Origin of the sequence: Corynebacterium sp. UBA2622 (genome assembly GCF_002339505.1) — a bacterium.
Taxonomy (GTDB): domain Bacteria; phylum Actinomycetota; class Actinomycetes; order Mycobacteriales; family Mycobacteriaceae; genus Corynebacterium.
Window position 1 is genome coordinate 86,732 of the sequence record NZ_DDJO01000009.1, and the last position, 16,962, is coordinate 103,693.

A 16,962-nucleotide genomic window follows, 5' to 3' on the forward strand; every position below is an offset into this window, starting at 1 on the left:
CCGCGGTGTACACGCGCGCCGAAGTCTATTCACCCCTCCAGAACACCGCGGTGTGGCTCGCTGCCTGGCTCTACGGGGCGGAAGCGACGGACAACCTCCTCGACGCCCTCGCCGACCTCGGGGGTGCGCACACCTACGGCGGGTCACCGGTCACGGCATTGCTTGGCGACGTCCGGGCCGCTGCGGACCTTTCCTCACCCGACCCGGTCGTGCGTCTCATCCTGTGGGGACCCGGCCAGGCGGCGGGCATCCCGGCAGGCTCCCACGCCGCCGATGCCCTAACCCCGGCCGGAGCCCTTGCCGTCCGGGAGAGCGACGCGCTCACCCATATCCTCGTCCCCACCTACGGGGCGGGCGGCGTGGAGTGGCGTTGGTTCGAGGAGACGGAGCGCCTCCCGGAGCCGGAGTGGCTCACCCCTGGAGAAGCGGACGCGCTGCTCTCGGCGGCGACGGATCAGGCGGCGGCGCTCATCGAGGCACTCGGGGGCACCAGTGCGGACGTGCCGAACCCCCGGCTGACGGTGGGGGCGTTATCGGATTTCTACGACACCCCCGGCCTGCCCGGTAGCACCACCCCGCGGGCGGCGAAGCTGTTCGCGCGGGCCGACCGGGTCGCGGCGATCATCGAGACCGTCACCGACCGCGTCGGCGACCACAGCCTCGACCCCCACCTCTTCGCGCTGTGGCGCCACATCCGCACCGCCCGCATGGCGGGCGTGGCCGATGCCGTGCACGACCTGTGGCGCGAGGCGAACCGGGGGGCCTAGGAGCCGGCCGGCGCCGGGCGCCGCGGGGCACAGCATCCCGGGGTGCAGGGGGCCCCGTTGACGGTACAACCCTGCACGGAGACCGTCGACAAGCTGGCGGGTTCGGCGCCCTGGGCGACGTTCTCCGCGAGGTCGACGACGATCTTGGCGAAGTCCTCCGTCAGGCCCACGGTGGGAAGGCGGTCGAGCGTCATGCCCTTTTCCTGGAGCGCCTCCTTGAGCTCGGTATCGAGGTCCCACACGACCTCCATATGGTCGGTGATGAAGCCGACGGGAACACAGATGACGTGGCCGGTGCCCTGCTGCTCGTGCAGCTCGAGGGAGCGGTCGACCACGTCCGGCTCGAGCCACGGGGTCGCCGGGTTTCCGGAGCGGGACTGCCAGACGACCTCGTAGTCGTCGACACCCGCGGCGTCGGCGATCAGGCGGGCGGCTTCCGCCACCTGGCGGGAGTACAGGTGGGCGTCCTCGGGGCCGCCCGATGCCTCGTCGGCCACGGACGGGACGCTGTGGGCGGAGAAGAGAACCTTGGTCGCCCCCTGGTCCGCCTTCGCCCAGGCCTCGCGGAGATTCTCGGCGTTGAGACGAATGAAGTCGGGGTGACCGTAGAACTGCCACAACTTGGTGAATTCCACCTCGGGTGCCACCTCCCGTAGGCGGATGATGTCCTCGTCGTACTGGCGGCAGGCGGAGTAACCGCCCCAGGCGGAGGTGGCGAAGACCAGGACGCGGCGGTGCCTGTCGGCGCTGAGCTGCTTTGCGGCATCCTCACCGTAGGGGTGCCAGTTGCGGTTTCCGAAGTAGACGGGCAAATCGATGCCGCGCGTGCGCAGCTCCGCCTCCACGTTGGCGATAATGGTCCGGTTCTGCTCCGTGATGGGGCTCACGCCACCGAAGTGGAAGTAGTGCTCCCCCNNCCTCGGCGAGCCGGTCGCGCGGGATGCCCCGGCCGCGGGTCACGTTCTCCAGAAACGGAATAACCTCGTCCTCCCCTTCGGGGCCACCGAAGGAGAGGACGAGCAGTGCGTCGTAGTCGTTGAGAGCCATGCCCCGATGGTAGAGCACTTTCACCCCGGGTTAGAGCAGCCGCACCGCCTTGTCGGCCATACCGGACCAGCGCACGGGGGAAATCTGCACGTTCTGGCCGGACTGGGGCGCCTCGATCATGGTGCCGTCGCCGAGGTAGATGGCCACGTGCTGGCTACCCTCCGGGCCCCAGAAAAGAAGGTCCCCGCGGCGGGCATCGCTCGGGTTGATCTGGTTGCCGCGCGTGTACTGGTAGCCGGTGTAATGGGGCAGCGACACCCCGGCGGCGGCGAAGGCGTAAAGGACGAGACCGGAGCAGTCAAAGCCCTTGGCGCCGCCCTCGAGCCCGGAGGTGGGGCCGCTGGCGTCGCCGCCGCCCCATACGTACGGGGTGCCGATGGCGGACTTGGCGCGGGCGATCACGGTCTCCACTGCGGATGCGTTCGCTGCGGGAGCGACGGCGTCCGAGATCTTCGCGCTCACCGTCTCGGCGGAGTCGACCTTGGGAAGCACCTCTTCGACAGCCGGAGTCATTGACGTACTGGTGTCCGCCGCCTTGAGCACGCTGGCCAGACCGTTGGAAAACGCCGCGATGGTGTCGGCGGCGGTGGTACCGCTGTAAGGGTTGTCGAGCGAGCCGTGGTTGGTCTGCGAGGATTCGACAAGCGCGGACGACGCGGCGATTGAGGCGGCCAGCTTGGCCGGATCCTCGGCCTCCGCCTTCCCGGAACCGGTCGTGCTCGACTCCTCCACCGCCGCTTTTGCGGTGCTGACGGCGTTCGAGATGACCTCGTCGCTCGGTTCCGGAGTCTCGGGGGCCTTGGCCGCGACCTCCTCGCGCACTGTCTTCGCGAGCTCGGGGCTCACCTTCTCCGGCTCTGCGGCGGGTTCCTGCTTGGCGACGTTCTTCTCCGGCGCCCCGGTGTCTGCCGGCTTGGTGTCGCTGGGCTTGGTGTCGCTGGGCTTGGTGTCGGCGGCCGGGCGGGCGTCGTGAAGCTGCTCCTGCGCCTTCGCCACCTCGCTTTCGGCCTTCCTGCGCTCCTCCAGCTGCTGGTCGAGCGTTCGCTGGCTGGACTCCAGGGTGGAGCGGGCCTCCTGCTCGGCGGCCGAGGCGTCCGCCGCCGTCTGCTCCGCCAGCCGGCTGGTCTCCCGGAGTGTGGACTCCTCGTTGGCGGCTTCCGTGCGGGCACGCTCGACATCCGCGAGCTTCGACTGCTTCTCCTCCACCTGCTGGCGCAGGTAGAGCGAGCGGTCGAGAACGTCCTTCTGCTTGTCCCCGCCCTCGAGCGCGGTTGCGCCGGTGAGGGCGGAGGGGGTGCCCCGGGAGCGGTACTGGGACCGGGTGACCTCAGCGAGTTCCCGACGGGCGGAGTCCACCTCCGACTGGGACTGCTCGAGGCGTTTGCGGGCCTCGTCGACACCCCGGCGGGCCTGCTCCGCGCGGGACTGAGCGTCGTAGAGATCCACGAGGGCCCGGTTGACGGCTTCCCGGAGGTCGCCGAGCTTCAGATCCAGAGCGTTGACCCGGGACTGGGCGTCTGTCAGGGACGAGACGAGGTTGGAGGCTGACGAGCCGAGGTCCTGGCTGCGCGCCGCGGGTGAGACGAGGGTGCCGGCGAGGGAGAGGGTTGTCGAGCACGCGATGACGCTGGTGGCCGTACGGACCCAGCGGATTCGGGTGCCCTTCTTTGGGTTGCCCACTGAAGGTGCTCCTCACACCACACGCCGAACCAACACCGGGATACAGCCACTGACTAGGCGGCCGCGACCCGGCATGAGACAAGCTCGTGGGCTTGACGTGCGGACGGTTGATTGACTACTGACGCGGGCGCGCAAGCCGAAAGCTGACCCACCCGAGGCAATCAACGGTGCTTGGCATGCTTCCCCACAGGCCCGGACCCGCCGAACTGGTCGGCGTCGCTGATACGTCGGTTAGGTATGAAATTGCTTTCGACTCACGAGCCGACACCGAAACCTTACGACACTTTGTTAGTCCGTTGCCCAATCTTTACCAATTTTCACAGCAGTCAAGCTGCCTAACGTGACTCACAAGGCTCCCATGCTGGGGAATTGACACGCCGTCAGATGTATGTGACCTTCGACACAGTTAGCGAACCGTTACCTAGGGGCCGAAAATGTCAAGGTTCAGTCCCTGACCATTCGCCGTGTGAGCGCCGCTGTGGCGGCGGCCACCACTGCCAGCGCCACCACAGTCGCGAATGCAACCACCGCCCAGTTCATGCCCCCGGCATGGGCGTCTTCCGCGAAGGCGCGGATCCCGTCCCCGTAATCCGGCTGGGTCATCATCGCCCGCTGGCCACGCTCCACCTCGGCGCGCGTCAGCCTGTGGCTCACCGCCCCGCTCGCCTGCGGGGTGCGTACGACCACCGTGTCCCTTTCCGTTGCGTCGGCGAGATCCTGGGCGATGTCGCGGAGGTCGGCGGGATGGGCCGGGGTGCTCTCCAGGACAACCACTCCAACAGGACCCATTCCCGCGGTGTCGACGGAGTGCAGGGTGGCGCTGATGTGCTCCCCCAGGGCCGGGTTGGCAGGGTTGGCGGTGCCAAAGGCCACCTCGCCCGCCCGCAGCTGGGTCGCCAGCGAATTCATGTCCACGTCAGCGGGAATCATTGCTCTCCTTCTCTGGGGCTCGGGCACGCCCTGAGACGCACCTCACAAGCTGAACATAACGCGCGTTACGTTGAAACACCCGCGGGATTTGGTGGTGTCCCTTAATATGGATAGTTGACCACCATCGGGGCCATTATCCCCGGACTTGGTTAACGACGAGAAATGGAGCTCACTATGGCTGAAAGCAAGAACTCCTTCAACGCCAAGAAGACGCTCGAGGTCGGCGAAAAGTCCTACGACTACTTCGCCCTCGACGCCGTCGAAGGCATGGAGAAGCTTCCCTACTCCCTGAAGGTGCTGGGTGAGAACCTGCTGCGCACCGAAGACGGAAAGAACGTAACCGAAGAGCACATCAAGGCTCTCGCCAACTGGGACCCGGAGGCCGAGCCTTCCGTCGAGATCCAGTTCACCCCCGCCCGCGTCCTCATGCAGGACTTCACCGGTGTTCCGTGTGTCGTCGACCTCGCCACCATGCGTGAGGCCGTCTCCACCCTCGGTGGCAACCCCGACCAGGTGAACCCGCTGAACCCAGCCGAGATGGTCATCGACCACTCCGTCATCATCGAGGCCTTCGGTAACACCGACGCGCTCGAGAAGAACGTCGAAATCGAGTACGAGCGCAACGAGGAGCGCTACCAGTTCCTCCGCTGGGGTGCGGAGAACTTCTCCAACTTCCGCGTCGTTCCGCCCGGGACCGGCATCGTCCACCAGGTCAACATCGAGTACCTCTCCCGTGTCGTCTTCGACAACGAGGGTGTTGCCTACCCGGACACCTGCATCGGCACCGACTCCCACACCACCATGGAGAACGGCCTCGGCATCCTCGGTTGGGGCGTCGGTGGCATCGAGGCCGAGGCGGCGATGCTCGGCCAGCCCGTCTCCATGCTCATCCCGCGCGTTGTCGGCTTCAAGCTCACCGGTGAGATCCCGGTCGGCGTGACCGCCACCGACGTGGTGCTGACCATCACCGAGATGCTGCGCCAGCACGGCGTGGTGCAGAAGTTCGTCGAGTTTTACGGCAACGGTGTCAAGGAGATCCCGCTCGCCAACCGCGCGACGATCGGCAACATGTCCCCCGAGTTCGGCTCCACCTGCGCGATCTTCCCGATCGACGAGGAGACCATCAAGTACCTGCACCTCACCGGCCGCGACCAGGAGACCCTGGACCGCGTCGAGGCCTACGCCAAGGCGCAGGGCATGTGGCTCGAGCAGGATGCCCCGGAGGCCAAGTACTCCGAGTACCTCGAGCTCGACCTCTCCACCGTTGTGCCTTCCCTCGCCGGCCCGAAGCGTCCGCAGGACCGCATTCTGCTCTCGGAGTCCAAGGAGACCTTCCGCAAGCAGCTTCCCGACTACAACGACGCTGGCGACGAGACCTTCGACCCGGTGCGCGCCCCGAAGACCGAGTCCGTCTCCTACAACGAGTCCTGGCCCGGCAACGGTGAGTCCGCTGCCGAGGGCGCCGAGGGCCGCGCCTCCAAGCCGGTCATCGTCGAGTCCCCGCAGGGTGGCGAGTACACCCTCGACCACGGTGCCGTCGCCATCGCGGCCATCACCTCCTGCACCAACACCTCGAACCCGTCCGTCATGGTCGGTGCCGCCCTGCTCGCCCGCAAGGCTGCCGAGAAGGGCCTGAAGGCGAAGCCGTGGGTCAAGACCATCATGGCCCCGGGCTCCCAGGTCGTCGACGGCTACTACGAGCGCGCTGACCTCTGGAAGGACCTCGAGGCGGTGGGCTTCTACCTCACCGGCTTCGGCTGCGCCTCCTGCATCGGCAACTCCGGCCCGCTGCCCAACGAGGTGTCCGAGGCGATCAACGAGTACGACCTCACCGCGACCGCCGTCCTTTCCGGCAACCGCAACTTCGAGGGCCGCATCTCGCCGGACGTGAAGATGAACTACCTCGCGTCCCCGCTGCTCGTCATTGCGTACTCGATCGCCGGCACGATGGACTTCGACTTCGAAACCCAGGCACTCGGCCAGGACCAGGACGGCAACGACGTCTTCCTCAAGGACGTCTGGCCCTCCTCGGAGGAGATCGAGAAGACCATCGCCGACACCATCTCCCGCGAGATGTACGAGTCCGACTACGCCGACGTGTTCAAGGGCGACGCCCAGTGGCAGGGCCTCGACATCCCCGAGGGCAAGACCTTCGACTGGAACGAGGACTCCACCTACATCCGCAAGGCGCCGTACTTCGACGGCATGCCGGAGGAGCCGAACGCGGTCGAGGACATCACCGGCGCCCGCGTGCTGGCCAAGCTGGGCGATTCGGTCACCACCGACCACATCTCCCCGGCGTCCTCGATCAAGCCGGGAACCCCGGCGGCGAACTACCTCGACGAGCACGGTGTCGAGCGCAACGACTACAACTCGTTCGGTTCCCGCCGAGGCAACCACGAGGTCATGGTCCGCGGCACCTTCGCCAACATCCGCCTGCGCAACCAGCTGGTGGACGAGGCGGGCGGGTACACCCGCGACTTCACCCAGGACGGCGCCCCCCAGGCGTTCATCTACGACGCCGCCCAGAACTACGAGAAGGCTGGCATCCCGCTGGTCGTGCTCGCGGGCAAGGAGTACGGCACCGGTTCCTCGCGCGACTGGGCCGCGAAGGGCACAAACCTCCTCGGCGTGAAGGCCGTCATCACCGAGTCCTTCGAGCGCATCCACCGCTCCAACCTGATCGGCATGGGTGTCCTGCCCCTGCAGTTCCCGGAGGGTGAATCTCACGAGAGCCTCGGCCTGGACGGCACGGAGACCTTCGACATCAGCGGCATCACCGCCTTCAACGAGGGCGACTCGATCCCGAAGACCGTCAAGGTCACGGCCACCAAGGACGGTGGCGACACCGTCGAGTTCGACGCGGTTGTCCGCGTCGACACCCCCGGTGAGGCCGAGTACTACCGCCACGGCGGCATCCTGCAGTACGTGCTGCGCCAGATGGTCAAGAGCTAACTGACCATCCGATGAGGGGTCCCCGGCTTTGGCCGGGCGGCCCCTCTTTCCATTCCATCCCCCACCAGAGGTTGTTCACATGCCCATCGTCCCCGACTCCGAGCTGAGCAGGCGCAAGCAGGAGCTTCTCGACGCCGCCCGCGGCTGTTTCGCTCGATACGGCTATGAGGGGGCGACGGTCTCGCGCCTGGAAAAGGCCACCGGCAAGACCCGCGGCGCCATCTTCCACCACTTCGGCGACAAGGAAGAGCTTTTCCTCGCGGTCGCGCGGGAGGATGCCGCGAGGCAAGCGGCGGTGGTCGCGGAAAACGGGCTCATCGAGGTGATGCGAACCCTACTCACCCACCCGGAGGCCCACAGCTGGTACGTCACCAGGGCGGAGATTGTGCGCAAACTGCGCACCGACCCCGGTTTCGCCGAGCGGTGGCGCGAGCACCAGGGGGTTCTTGATCAGGCGGTCCACTCCCGCCTGGAGCACAACGTCGCCATGCGCGACGATATCCCGCTCGAGGTCGTGCAGACCTACCTGTCCACGGTGCTGGATGGGCTGGTGGTGAAGATGGCCGCGGGTGAGCCCAGGGAGCGGCTTGAGGCGATGCTTGACCTGGTGGAACAGTCGGTAAGGCGCCCCGGGGACGCAAAGTAGACCAAGCGGTATAGACTGCGCAGCATGGCTGAATTTTTGCTCGTCTCCCTCCGCAACGGCCCTCTCGGGCCCGAGGTGGCCGCCGCCGAGCACCGCGACGTCCTCCGCGCCACCGGCCTCGCCGCGACGGACGTCGAGCTGCGCGTCCTGGCGGACACCGGTGTGAGCATCGGGGGCGTCGACAAGTTCGCGGGCGTGATTGTCGGGGGCAGCTCGCTCAGCATCACATCCCCGGAATACAGCCCGTGGCAGAAGCACGTCCACGCGCAGTTGCGCGGATTGTTGGACTCCCGCGTGCCCGTTTTCTTTATCTGCTTCGGCATGAGCTGGCTGGTCGACGCCCTCGGCGGTTCCATCGGTCACTCGGCGCCAGAGGCGTCCGGGCCAACGCTCGTGGAGCTGACCGATGCTGGGCGACGCGACCCCCTCATGCGCGGTTTCCCCGACTCCTTCCGTGCGTTGACGGGCCACACGGAGAATCCCGCGGCGCTGCCCGCGGACCTGGAGGTGCTCGCAACGGGCCCGACGTGCCCCGTCCAGGTCGCGCGTTGGGGTGGACGTGTGTGGGCGACGCAATTCCACGCCGAAATGGATGCCGACGCAATGCGGGTGCGGATGGACTTTTACTACGACTACGGGTATTTCCCGCTGGCGGAGTACGACACGATCGTGGCGATGCTGCCGAGCGTGGACGTGCGTTGGTCGAACGAGCTCCTCAGGCGGTTCGTTGCGTTCTGCCGCGAACCGGGCGGAGGGGCGCCGGGAGGCGTTTACTAGACTGCGGCGTATGCACGCAATCATCACCACCACGGGCCAGGACCGCGTGGGCATCATCGCCGGAGTCTCGGGCGCGGCGGCCGAGCGAAACCTGAACATCCTCGACGTCTCCCAGACACTGATGGACGAGTTCTTCACCATGATCATGCGGGTTGAGATCCCCGGCGATCACGTCGACCTCGCGGAGCTGCAGGAGCACCTGGCCTCCGTGGGCGAGCGCCTGGGTGTGGTCGTGCGCATCCAGTCCACGGACCTGTTCACCGCGATGAACGAGATCTAGGCGGCGACCGTGGACTTCAGCCTGGCCTCAAAGAACATTCTCGGTGTGATCCAGATGATCGAGGACTACCGCCTCGACATCCGCACCGTCACCATGGGCATCTCGCTCATCGGGTGCACGCGCAACACGATGGCGGAGACCTGCGAAGCCGTCTACGACCGGGTCACCACCCGGGCCGCGCGCCTCGTTGAGGTGTGCGAGGGCATCGAGCGCGAGCTCGGTATTCCCATCGTGAACAAGCGCATCTCCGTCTCCCCCGTCTCGCTCGTCGCCGCGGGTGTGGACGGCGACCCGGTGGACATCGCGAAAGCACTTGACCGCGCCGCGGCGGAGCTGGGGGTCAACTTCGTCGGCGGGTACTCCGCTCTCGTGGAGAAGGGCGCCACCGAGTCCGACCTGCGCCTCATCCGCTCCATCCCGGAGGCCCTGAGCGTGACGGGCGCCGTGTGCGGTTCCGTGAACGTCGCCACCTCCCGCGCCGGCATCAACATGGACGCGGTGCGTCTCATGGGCCGGGTGGTTAAGGAAGCCGCGGAGCTCACCGCAGACAACTCCTCCATCGCGTGCGCGAAGCTCGTGGTCTTTGCCAACGCCGTGGGCGACAACCCCTTCATGGCTGGCGCGTTTCACGGGATCGAGGAGCCCGACACCGTCGTGTCGGTGGGTGTTTCGGGACCGGGAGTCGTCGACCACGCGATCGGGTCGCTTGAGGGGGCGAGCCTGAACGAGGTCGCGGAGGAAATCAAGAAGGCCGCCTTCAAGATCACCCGCGCTGGCCAGCTCGTGGGGAACCTCGCCGCGGAGCGGCTCGGGGTTCCCTTCGGCATCGTCGATCTTTCCCTGGCACCCACCGCCGAGGTGGGCGACTCCGTGGCCCACATCCTTGAGCGGATGGGCCTGGAGCAGGTGGGCACCCACGGCACGACGGCGGCTCTGGCACTTCTCAACGACGCGGTGAAGAAGGGCGGCATGATGGCGTGCTCCCGCGTCGGAGGGCTGTCCGGATCCTTCATCCCGGTCTCCGAGGACCAGGGCATGATTGACGCCGTCCGCGCAGGATCCATAACGATGGACAAGCTCGAGGCGATGACGTCCATCTGCTCCGTCGGCTTCGACATGATCGCCATCCCCGGGGATACCTCCGCCGAGCTCATCTCCGGGATGATCGCGGACGAGGCGGCGATCGGCGTGATGAACCACAAGACCACGGCGGCGAGGCTCATTCCCGTGCCCGGCACCCGGCCGGGCGACGAGGTGAATTTCGGCGGGCTCCTGGGTTATGCGCCGGTGATACCCGTCAACGCGAAGGGCAATGACGCGTTCATTCACCGCGGAGGGTTCATTCCCGCCCCCGTCCACGGCTTCCGCAACTAGCTACTTTTTACGCCCGACGAGGAACCAGGCGAGCCAGCCGAGGGTGTTCACGGACGCAATGATGGGCGTCCACACGAGCTTGGGGCCGCGCACCTTCTCTTTCGGGGTGCGCGCGAGGCTCGCCATCGCCGCGCTCTTGCCGGCGGTGTCCACCGCCGCAAGGATCGAGATGAGGACGCGCTCGCGCTTTCCCACGCGGCCCCAGGAGCGGCTCAGCTTACCGATGATTCCGTTTGTTTTCGTAGCCATGCCACAATCCTAGGGATTTCAAGCCCGGGCGAGCGGGCGTTTGCTAGTTTTAGCCAATGCAGTCGATCACGCGGCCCTTCCTCCTGCTCAGCACCCGCCCCGAGGACGAGGCGGCGGCCGCCGAGCTGGTGAGCTTCCGGGAGGCCATGGGCCTAGCGGAAGGCGACATCCAGCAGCGCCGTCTCGAGTCCGCCCCGCTGGGGCGCATCGACCTCGACTCTTATTCGGGTGTCCTCCTCGGGGGCAGTCCCTTCAACAACACCGCAACCGCGAAATCGCCGCTTCAGCTTCGTGTCGAGCGTGAAATCGGCACGCTCGTCGCCCGCATTATCGACTGCGATTTTCCGCTCCTCGGCGCGTGCTACGGGATCGGGGCGATCGGCACCGCCATCGGGGCGCGCCTGGGCACGGGGTTCGCCGAGGACGCGGGCAGGATCGAGGTTTCGCTCACCGGCGCCGGCCGTTCAGACCCACTCCTCTCCGGTGTTCCCGGCCGCTTTGACACCATTGTCGGGCACAAGGAGGCCCTGGCCCAGCTCCCGCCAGGTGCGACCGTCCTCGCCGAGGGCGCCTCCTGCCCGGTACAGATGTTCCGGGTCAAACGCAACGTCTACGCCACCCAGTTCCACCCCGAGCTCACGGCTGCCTCCCTGGAGTTGCGGCTGCGCGTCTATGCCGACCAGGGCTACTTCCAGGCCGACGAGTTGGCAGCCATCCTGGAACACTCGTACGCGGGGGACTACACCGCCAACAAACGCGTTCTGGAAAACTTCGCCGCCCTCTACGCCCGCTAGGTACGCTGTACCCATGTCCAAACGTGCCATGGTCGCGACGATTACGGTCCTTGCCCTCGCCCTGCTCGCCGCCGTCCTCGCCATCGGCATCCTCATCGGCCGCCGCCCCGCCCCCGAACACGCCGCGCCGCCCGCCGCCACCTCGACAGCGTCCCCGAGCCTGTCGACCACAGCGGAGGACACCACCGAAAGCAGCTCTGGCCGGCCCGAGCCCGTCGACTCCGCGGCACTCATCTCGGCGGCGGCCATCGACTCGATCCACCCCGCTCCCCTCCCCGACCCGCTGGACGAGTTCGGCCCATACACCCTGCGGGACTCGTGGGAGCGGTCGATGTCCGTTCCCGTGGGTACTGAGTGGCAGCCGCTCGAGGGGCCCGCCGGCACCGGGTTCCCCGCCAGCCAAAACAAGTGCGGAATAGCAATGAACCTCACCACCCTCCGCAGCGACGAGGGGCTCGAGGTCGCGCTTATCGACGCGCTCGGCAACCCCCAGACGACATCTCCCGTTTCCGGCGGGGCCTGGACCTGGTCCACCAACTGCTCCACCCCCTCCGTGCGCGTAAAGAGCGGCTCCCCGGTGATGGTGACCTACTCCGTGCACACCTATCTCAACGGCGGTTACGGCGCAGGAGCTGCTGCGGCGCCGGCTGTGCCGACGGCTGCGTCGCCGACCGTCGTGAAGTGCCTTGGCACCCTCGGGCCCGCAGAAGCGCTCTACTCCGACGGCGTGCAGCGCCTCGCCCCGGAGTGCGAGGGAAGCCCGGAGAAGCTGAGGGCGATTCGCGCCGAGGGCATGTGCGGCGGGCTCTACCCTCCGGAGGGAACGGATCCTGACGAGTACATGGAAATGTGCCACCATCCCATGCCCGCCCCGAGGCCCTAGCGGGCCGTTAGGCGAGCTCGACGATCTCCATGTACTCGTCGCTCCACATGTCCTCGTCGCCCTCGGGCATGATGATCACCCGCTCCGGCTCGAGGGCCCGCACGGCACCCGGGTCGTGGGTGACGAGGACAACAGCACCCGTGTAGGTCTTCAGGGCATCCAGCACCTGCTCACGCGATTGCGGGTCAAGGTTGTTGGTGGGCTCGTCGAGAAGCAGGACGTTCGCGCGTGAGGAGACGAGGGTGGCGAGGGCGAGGCGCGTCTTCTCGCCGCCTGAGAGGGTGCCGGCCGGCTGGTCGAGCTTGTCACCCGAGAACATGAACGCGCCGAGAAGGCCGCGCAGGTCTTGCTGACCGGCATCGGGACAGGCCTCGATGGTGTTCTGCCAGACGGACTTCTCGCCGTCGATGGTGTCGTGCTCCTGGGCGAAGTAGCCGATCTTCAATCCGTGACCGGAGACGAGGCCGCCCTCGCCGTCGGTGCGCTCCACACCCGCGAGCAGCTTGAGCAGGGTCGTCTTTCCGGCACCGTTGGTGCCCAGCACCACCACGCGCGAGCCCTTGTCGATGGCCAGATCGACGCCCGCAAAGACCTCGAGGGAGCCGTACATCTTGGTCAAGCCCTTGCCGTGGAGCGGGGTCTTGCCGCAGGGGGCCGGTTCCGGGAAGGAGATGGCTGCGACCTTGTCCGCGACGCGGACATCGTCGAGCTCGTTCATCATGCGCTCGGCCCGGGCGAGCATCTGCTTGGCGGCCGCGGCCTTGGTCGCCTTCGCACCCAGCTTGGCGGCCTGCTTCTGCAGGGCGGCCGACTTCTTCTCCGCGTTGGCGCGCTCGCGGCGCCGCCGGGCCTCGTCGAGGGCCCGGGCGTCCTTGTATTTGGCGAAGCCCATGTTGTACACGTCGGCCTCGGCGCGTACGGCGTCAAGATACCAAATCTTGTTGCACACGTCCTCGAGGAGCTCGACGTCGTGGGAGATCATCACCAAGCCGCCCTCGTGCTTGGAGAGGAAGCCGCGCAGCCAGAGGATGGAATCGGCGTCGAGGTGGTTGGTCGGCTCGTCGAGAAGCAGCGTCGTCGTCGACTTTCCCGCCCCGTCGTTGGCGGCGAAGAGGATTTGGGCGAGCTCGACGCGGCGGCGCTGGCCACCCGAGAGCGTCTTCAGGGGCTGGTCGAGGATGCGCTCGGGAAGACCGAGGTTGTCACAGATCTGCGCCGCCTCTGCGTCAGCCTCGTACCCGCCGAGCGCGTGGTAGCGCTCCTCGAGGCGGGAGTACTTGTTGATCGCCGCGTCGCGCTTCGAACCGTCGGAGGACTCCATGATCTCCTGCTGCCGGTCCATGGAGCTGCGCAGCGCGTCCAGACCGCGGGCGGAGAGGACGCGGTCACGGGCGGTCTGCTCGATGTCACCCTCCTTGGAGTCCTGCGGAAGGTAACCGATCTCGCCGGAGCGGGTCACCGTGCCGGCGTAGGGCTCAGTCTCCCCCGCCAGGATGCGCATCGTCGTCGTCTTTCCCGCGCCGTTGCGGCCCACGAGACCGATCCGGTCACCCGGCTGGACCCGGAGGTGCTGGCCGGGGGCGTCGAGAAGCGTGCGCGCCCCTACCCGGACTTCGAAATCATTGGTGACAATCACAACGGGCTACCTTACTACTGCGTGGAAACGGCAAAACCGGCGGAGGAATCCGCCGGTTGGAACGTTGGGGGTTTAGACCGCGAAGCCGAGCGCGCGAAGCTGCTCGCGGCCCTCCTCCGTGATCATCTGCGGGCCCCACGGGGGCATCCACACCCAGTTCAGCTCCAGCTCGTCGACGGCCGTGTTGCCGATGACGGCCTGGGCTGCCTGCTCCTCGATGACGTCGGTGAGCGGGCAGGCCGGCGAGGTCAGCGTCATGTTGATGACGGCCTTGGTGGTCTCACCCTCCTGCTCGATCCACGTGTCGTAGACCAGCCCAAGGTCGACAACGTTGATGCCGAGCTCGGGGTCGATGACGTCGTGCAGGTACTCCACGACATCGCTGGAGAGCTTGATCTGTCCCTCCGTCTGCTCCGGGCGCTCGCGCGTCCCGTCGTAGGTGCTTTCACTCATGTTTCAGATTCTCTTTCTAGTTCGCGCGGGATTCCAGCGCGTCGGACGTGGCGGCCTGGAAGGCCTTCCACCCCAGGAGTGCGCACTTCACGCGGGCGGGGAACTTGGCCACACCCGCGAAGGCGACGCCGTCGCCAATCTTCTCCGGGTCGCCCTCGAGCTCACCCCGGGAGGTGACCATGGTCTCGAAGGCCCCGAGCTTGTCCATCGCCTCGTCCACGGGTCGGCCGATGAGCTCCTCCGCCATCACGCTTGCCGACGCCTGGGAGATCGAACACCCCGTCGCGGCGTAGGACACATCCTCCACCGTCTCTCCGTCGCCCGAGAGGTGCACCCGCAGGGTGATCTCGTCACCGCACGAGGGGTTGACGTGGTGCACCTCCGCCTCGAAGGGGTCGCGCAGGCCGGCGTGCTGGGGGTTCTTGTAGTGGTCGAGGATGACCTCTTGGTACATCGATTCCAGATTCATGGCTTACACCCCGAAGAATTGCTTGGCTTTGTGGATCGCCGCGATGAGCGCGTCGACCTCTTCCTCCGTGTTGTAGAGGTAGAAGCTGGCCCGCCCCGTCGCCTGGACGCCGAGGCCGCGGTGCGCCGGCCACGCGCAGTGGTGGCCGGTGCGGATGGATACGCCCTCGCTGTCGAGGACCTGGCCCAGGTCGTGAGGATGCAACCCGTCGACGGTGAAGGCGATCGCCCCACCGCGCCTGTCCGCCGTAAGAGGGCCGGCGATGCGCAAGCCCTCGATCTCCTGCATCTTCTCCAGCGCGCGGCGGGTGAGCACCTGCTCGTGGGCCTGGACCGCGTCCATGCCGATTTCCCCGAGAAAGTCCACTGCGGCGCCGAGGCCGACGACCTGGCTGGTCATCTGCGTGCCGGCCTCGAAGCGCTGCGGCGACGGGGCGTAGGTTGATCGTTCCATCTCCACGACCTCGATCATCGAACCACCCGTGAGGAACGGGGGCAGCTCGTCGAGGATGCTGCCCCGGCCGTACACCACGCCGACACCGGAGGGACCGAGCATCTTGTGGCCCGAGAAGGCCGCAAAGTCGACATCGAGCGCGTGCAGGTCCACCTTCATGTGCGGCACGGACTGGCAGGCGTCGAGCACCGTCAGCGCACCGACCTCCTTCGCGCGGCGGACCATCTCGCCGACATCCGCGTGGGCGCCGGTGACGTTGGACTGGTGGGTGAAGGCGACAACCTTCACCGTCTCGTCCAGTTTCAGGGAGTCGAGGTCGATCCGCCCGTCCGGGGTCATGGAGTACCACTTCAGGCTGGCACCGGTGCGGCGCGCCAGCTCCTGCCACGGCACGAGGTTGGCGTGGTGCTCCAGCTCGGTGACGACGATGGTGTCGCTCTCCCCGACGCGGTAGCGCCCGGCCCGGTCGTCGCCGAGAACGTAGGCCACGAGGTTAAGCCCCTCGGTGGCGTTCTTGGTGAACGCGATCTCGTGCCCCTCGGCCCCGACAAAGGCGGCGATGCGATCGCGCGCCCCCTCGTAGGCGTCGGTCGCCTCTTCCGCGAGCTGGTAGGAGCCGCGGTGGACCGGGGCGAAGGTGCCCAGCACAAAGTCGCGCTCGGCGTTCCACACGCGTTCCGGTCGCTGCGAGGTCGCACCGGAGTCGAGGTAAACCAGGGGTTTACCGTCGCGAACGGTGCGGGACAGGATCGGAAACTCCGCGCGGATCGCCTCCACGTTGAGTGTTCCGTCTGAGTGTGTGTACGCCATCAGATGAACTTCTCGTAACCCTCTGCCTCGAGGGTGTCGGCCAGGGAGGCATCGCCGGTCTGGACGACCTTGCCGTCGGAGAAGATGTGGACGTAGTCCGGCTTGACGTAGTTCAGGATGCGCTTGTAGTGCGTGATCATGAGGACTCCGCCGTTGGTTTCCTCCTGGTACTTGTTGATGCCCTGCGAAACGATGCGCAGCGCGTCGACGTCGAGGCCCGAGTCGGTCTCGTCCATCACGGCGAACTTCGGCTTCATCAGCGCCAGCTGCATGACCTCGTGGCGCTTCTTCTCACCGCCGGAGAAACCCTCGTTGACGGAGCGCTCCGAGAAGGAGGCGTCCATCTGGAGGGATTCGCGGGCCGCGTTGAGCTCCTGGACCCACTCCCGCAGCTTCGGCGCCTCACCGCGCATGGCGGTGACGGCGGAGCGCATGAAGTTGGAGGAGGACACGCCCGGCACCTCGACGGGGTACTGCATCGCCAGGAAAAGGCCGGCGCGGGCGCGCTCGTCGATTTCCATGTCGAGCAGGTTTTCGCCGTCGAGAAGCACCTCGCCGTCGGTCACCTCGTACTTCGGGTGGCCGGCGAGGGTGTAGGCGAGGGTGGACTTGCCGGAGCCGTTCGGGCCCATGATGGCGTGCGTCTCGCCCGACTTGATGGTGAGGTTGACGCCCTTGAGGATGGGGGTCGGCTCCTGGCCCTCCTCGGAGGGGAGGACGTTGGCGTGGAGGTTCTTGATTTCCAAGGTGGACATGGGT

16 protein-coding genes and 1 pseudogene are annotated in these 16,962 nt (G+C 66.9%); 8 read left to right on the top strand and 9 right to left on the bottom strand.

The genetic code is table 11. The features are described 5' to 3' along the window. Positions 1-5 precede the first annotated feature (5 nt). Positions 6-767 carry a hypothetical protein gene (locus B3611_RS03025; protein ID WP_291313801.1) on the top strand — a complete coding sequence of 254 codons (762 nt, stop codon included), beginning with the start codon at positions 6-8 and terminating at the stop codon, positions 765-767. Here the strand turns inward: B3611_RS03025 and B3611_RS03030 are convergent. The 3 genes and pseudogenes from B3611_RS03030 to B3611_RS03040 form a co-directional block, all read right to left on the bottom strand. Continuing rightward, positions 764-1,814, bottom strand: a pseudogene (locus tag B3611_RS03030) (ferrochelatase). The gene B3611_RS03025 and the pseudogene B3611_RS03030 overlap by 4 nt on opposite strands. Positions 1,815-1,844: 30 nt before the next feature. Next, positions 1,845-3,494, bottom strand: a complete 1,650-nt coding sequence (locus B3611_RS03035) for a DIP1281 family NlpC/P60 protein (protein ID WP_291313596.1) — start codon at positions 3,492-3,494, stop codon at positions 1,845-1,847. A 444-nt stretch (positions 3,495-3,938) separates the two neighbouring features. Next, positions 3,939-4,424, bottom strand: coding sequence for a DUF6676 family protein (locus B3611_RS03040; protein ID WP_291313597.1), 486 nt, complete (start codon positions 4,422-4,424; stop codon positions 3,939-3,941). A gap of 174 nt (positions 4,425-4,598) precedes the next feature. Between B3611_RS03040 and acnA the strand changes: the two genes are divergently transcribed. The 5 genes from acnA (at position 4,599) to B3611_RS03065 (ending at position 10,456) form a co-directional block, all read left to right on the top strand. Then, positions 4,599-7,379 (top strand): aconitate hydratase AcnA, encoded by a 2,781-nt coding sequence (gene acnA, locus B3611_RS03045; protein ID WP_291313598.1) that lies wholly within the window; start codon positions 4,599-4,601, stop codon positions 7,377-7,379. A gap of 79 nt (positions 7,380-7,458) precedes the next feature. Then, the gene (locus B3611_RS03050) at positions 7,459-8,025 is read left to right on the top strand and encodes a TetR/AcrR family transcriptional regulator (RefSeq protein ID WP_291313599.1); all 567 of its coding nucleotides are present in this window, start codon (positions 7,459-7,461) and stop codon (positions 8,023-8,025) included. 24 nt (positions 8,026-8,049) lie between these two features. Continuing rightward, on the top strand, positions 8,050-8,802 hold the full coding sequence (locus B3611_RS03055) for a glutamine amidotransferase (RefSeq protein ID WP_291313600.1): 753 nt from the start codon (positions 8,050-8,052) through the stop codon (positions 8,800-8,802). 10 nt (positions 8,803-8,812) lie between these two features. Then, complete coding sequence (locus tag B3611_RS03060) at positions 8,813-9,082, top strand: ACT domain-containing protein (RefSeq protein WP_291313601.1); 270 nt, start codon at positions 8,813-8,815, stop codon at positions 9,080-9,082. 9 nt (positions 9,083-9,091) lie between these two features. After that, positions 9,092-10,456 (top strand): PFL family protein, encoded by a 1,365-nt coding sequence (locus tag B3611_RS03065; protein ID WP_291313602.1) that lies wholly within the window; start codon positions 9,092-9,094, stop codon positions 10,454-10,456. Here the strand turns inward: B3611_RS03065 and B3611_RS03070 are convergent, their stop codons facing one another. Beyond that, on the bottom strand, positions 10,457-10,705 hold the full coding sequence (locus B3611_RS03070; RefSeq protein ID WP_291313603.1) for a PLDc N-terminal domain-containing protein: 249 nt from the start codon (positions 10,703-10,705) through the stop codon (positions 10,457-10,459). A 56-nt stretch (positions 10,706-10,761) separates the two neighbouring features. Here B3611_RS03070 and B3611_RS03075 point away from each other — a divergent pair, with 56 nt between their 5' ends. Together B3611_RS03075 and B3611_RS03080 are read left to right on the top strand one after the other, a co-directional pair. Further along, complete coding sequence (locus B3611_RS03075) at positions 10,762-11,499, top strand: glutamine amidotransferase (protein ID WP_291313604.1); 738 nt, start codon at positions 10,762-10,764, stop codon at positions 11,497-11,499. 13 nt (positions 11,500-11,512) lie between these two features. Beyond that, positions 11,513-12,382 (top strand): hypothetical protein, encoded by an 870-nt coding sequence (locus B3611_RS03080; protein ID WP_291313605.1) that lies wholly within the window; start codon positions 11,513-11,515, stop codon positions 12,380-12,382. A gap of 7 nt (positions 12,383-12,389) precedes the next feature. Here the strand turns inward: B3611_RS03080 and B3611_RS03085 are convergent, their stop codons facing one another. From B3611_RS03085 to sufC, 5 genes are all read right to left on the bottom strand, one after another. Beyond that, positions 12,390-14,018, bottom strand: a complete 1,629-nt coding sequence (locus B3611_RS03085; RefSeq protein WP_291313606.1) for an ABC-F family ATP-binding cassette domain-containing protein — start codon at positions 14,016-14,018, stop codon at positions 12,390-12,392. Positions 14,019-14,090: 72 nt separating this feature from the next. After that, positions 14,091-14,471, bottom strand: a complete 381-nt coding sequence (locus tag B3611_RS03090) for a metal-sulfur cluster assembly factor (protein WP_291313607.1) — start codon at positions 14,469-14,471, stop codon at positions 14,091-14,093. A gap of 16 nt (positions 14,472-14,487) precedes the next feature. Next, complete coding sequence (gene sufU, locus B3611_RS03095; RefSeq protein ID WP_291313608.1) at positions 14,488-14,940, bottom strand: Fe-S cluster assembly sulfur transfer protein SufU; 453 nt, start codon at positions 14,938-14,940, stop codon at positions 14,488-14,490. Between the two features lie 3 nt (positions 14,941-14,943). Next, positions 14,944-16,203 carry a SufS family cysteine desulfurase gene (locus B3611_RS03100; RefSeq protein ID WP_414646290.1) on the bottom strand — a complete coding sequence of 420 codons (1,260 nt, stop codon included), beginning with the start codon at positions 16,201-16,203 and terminating at the stop codon, positions 14,944-14,946. After that, positions 16,203-16,958, bottom strand: coding sequence for a Fe-S cluster assembly ATPase SufC (sufC, locus tag B3611_RS03105; protein ID WP_291313609.1), 756 nt, complete (start codon positions 16,956-16,958; stop codon positions 16,203-16,205). The genes B3611_RS03100 and sufC overlap by 1 nt, the downstream gene beginning before the upstream one ends. Between the last annotated feature and the right edge of the window lie 4 nt (positions 16,959-16,962).

Bases quoted from the DNA above. Each gene is read 5' to 3' on its own strand.
- B3611_RS03040 (WP_291313597.1), bottom strand. From the start codon at position 4,424: ATGATTCCCGCTGACGTGGACATGAATTCGCTGGCGACCCAGCTGCGG.
- acnA (WP_291313598.1), top strand. From the start codon at position 4,599: ATGGCTGAAAGCAAGAACTCCTTCAACGCCAAGAAGACGCTCGAGGTC.
- B3611_RS03050 (WP_291313599.1), top strand. From the start codon at position 7,459: ATGCCCATCGTCCCCGACTCCGAGCTGAGCAGGCGCAAGCAGGAGCTT.
- B3611_RS03055 (WP_291313600.1), top strand. From the start codon at position 8,050: ATGGCTGAATTTTTGCTCGTCTCCCTCCGCAACGGCCCTCTCGGGCCC.
- B3611_RS03060 (WP_291313601.1), top strand. From the start codon at position 8,813: ATGCACGCAATCATCACCACCACGGGCCAGGACCGCGTGGGCATCATC.
- B3611_RS03070 (WP_291313603.1), bottom strand. From the start codon at position 10,705: ATGGCTACGAAAACAAACGGAATCATCGGTAAGCTGAGCCGCTCCTGG.
- B3611_RS03075 (WP_291313604.1), top strand. From the start codon at position 10,762: ATGCAGTCGATCACGCGGCCCTTCCTCCTGCTCAGCACCCGCCCCGAG.
- B3611_RS03080 (WP_291313605.1), top strand. From the start codon at position 11,513: ATGTCCAAACGTGCCATGGTCGCGACGATTACGGTCCTTGCCCTCGCC.
- B3611_RS03090 (WP_291313607.1), bottom strand. From the start codon at position 14,471: ATGAGTGAAAGCACCTACGACGGGACGCGCGAGCGCCCGGAGCAGACG.
- sufU (WP_291313608.1), bottom strand. From the start codon at position 14,940: ATGAATCTGGAATCGATGTACCAAGAGGTCATCCTCGACCACTACAAG.
- B3611_RS03100 (WP_414646290.1), bottom strand. From the start codon at position 16,203: ATGGCGTACACACACTCAGACGGAACACTCAACGTGGAGGCGATCCGC.
- sufC (WP_291313609.1), bottom strand. From the start codon at position 16,958: ATGTCCACCTTGGAAATCAAGAACCTCCACGCCAACGTCCTCCCCTCC.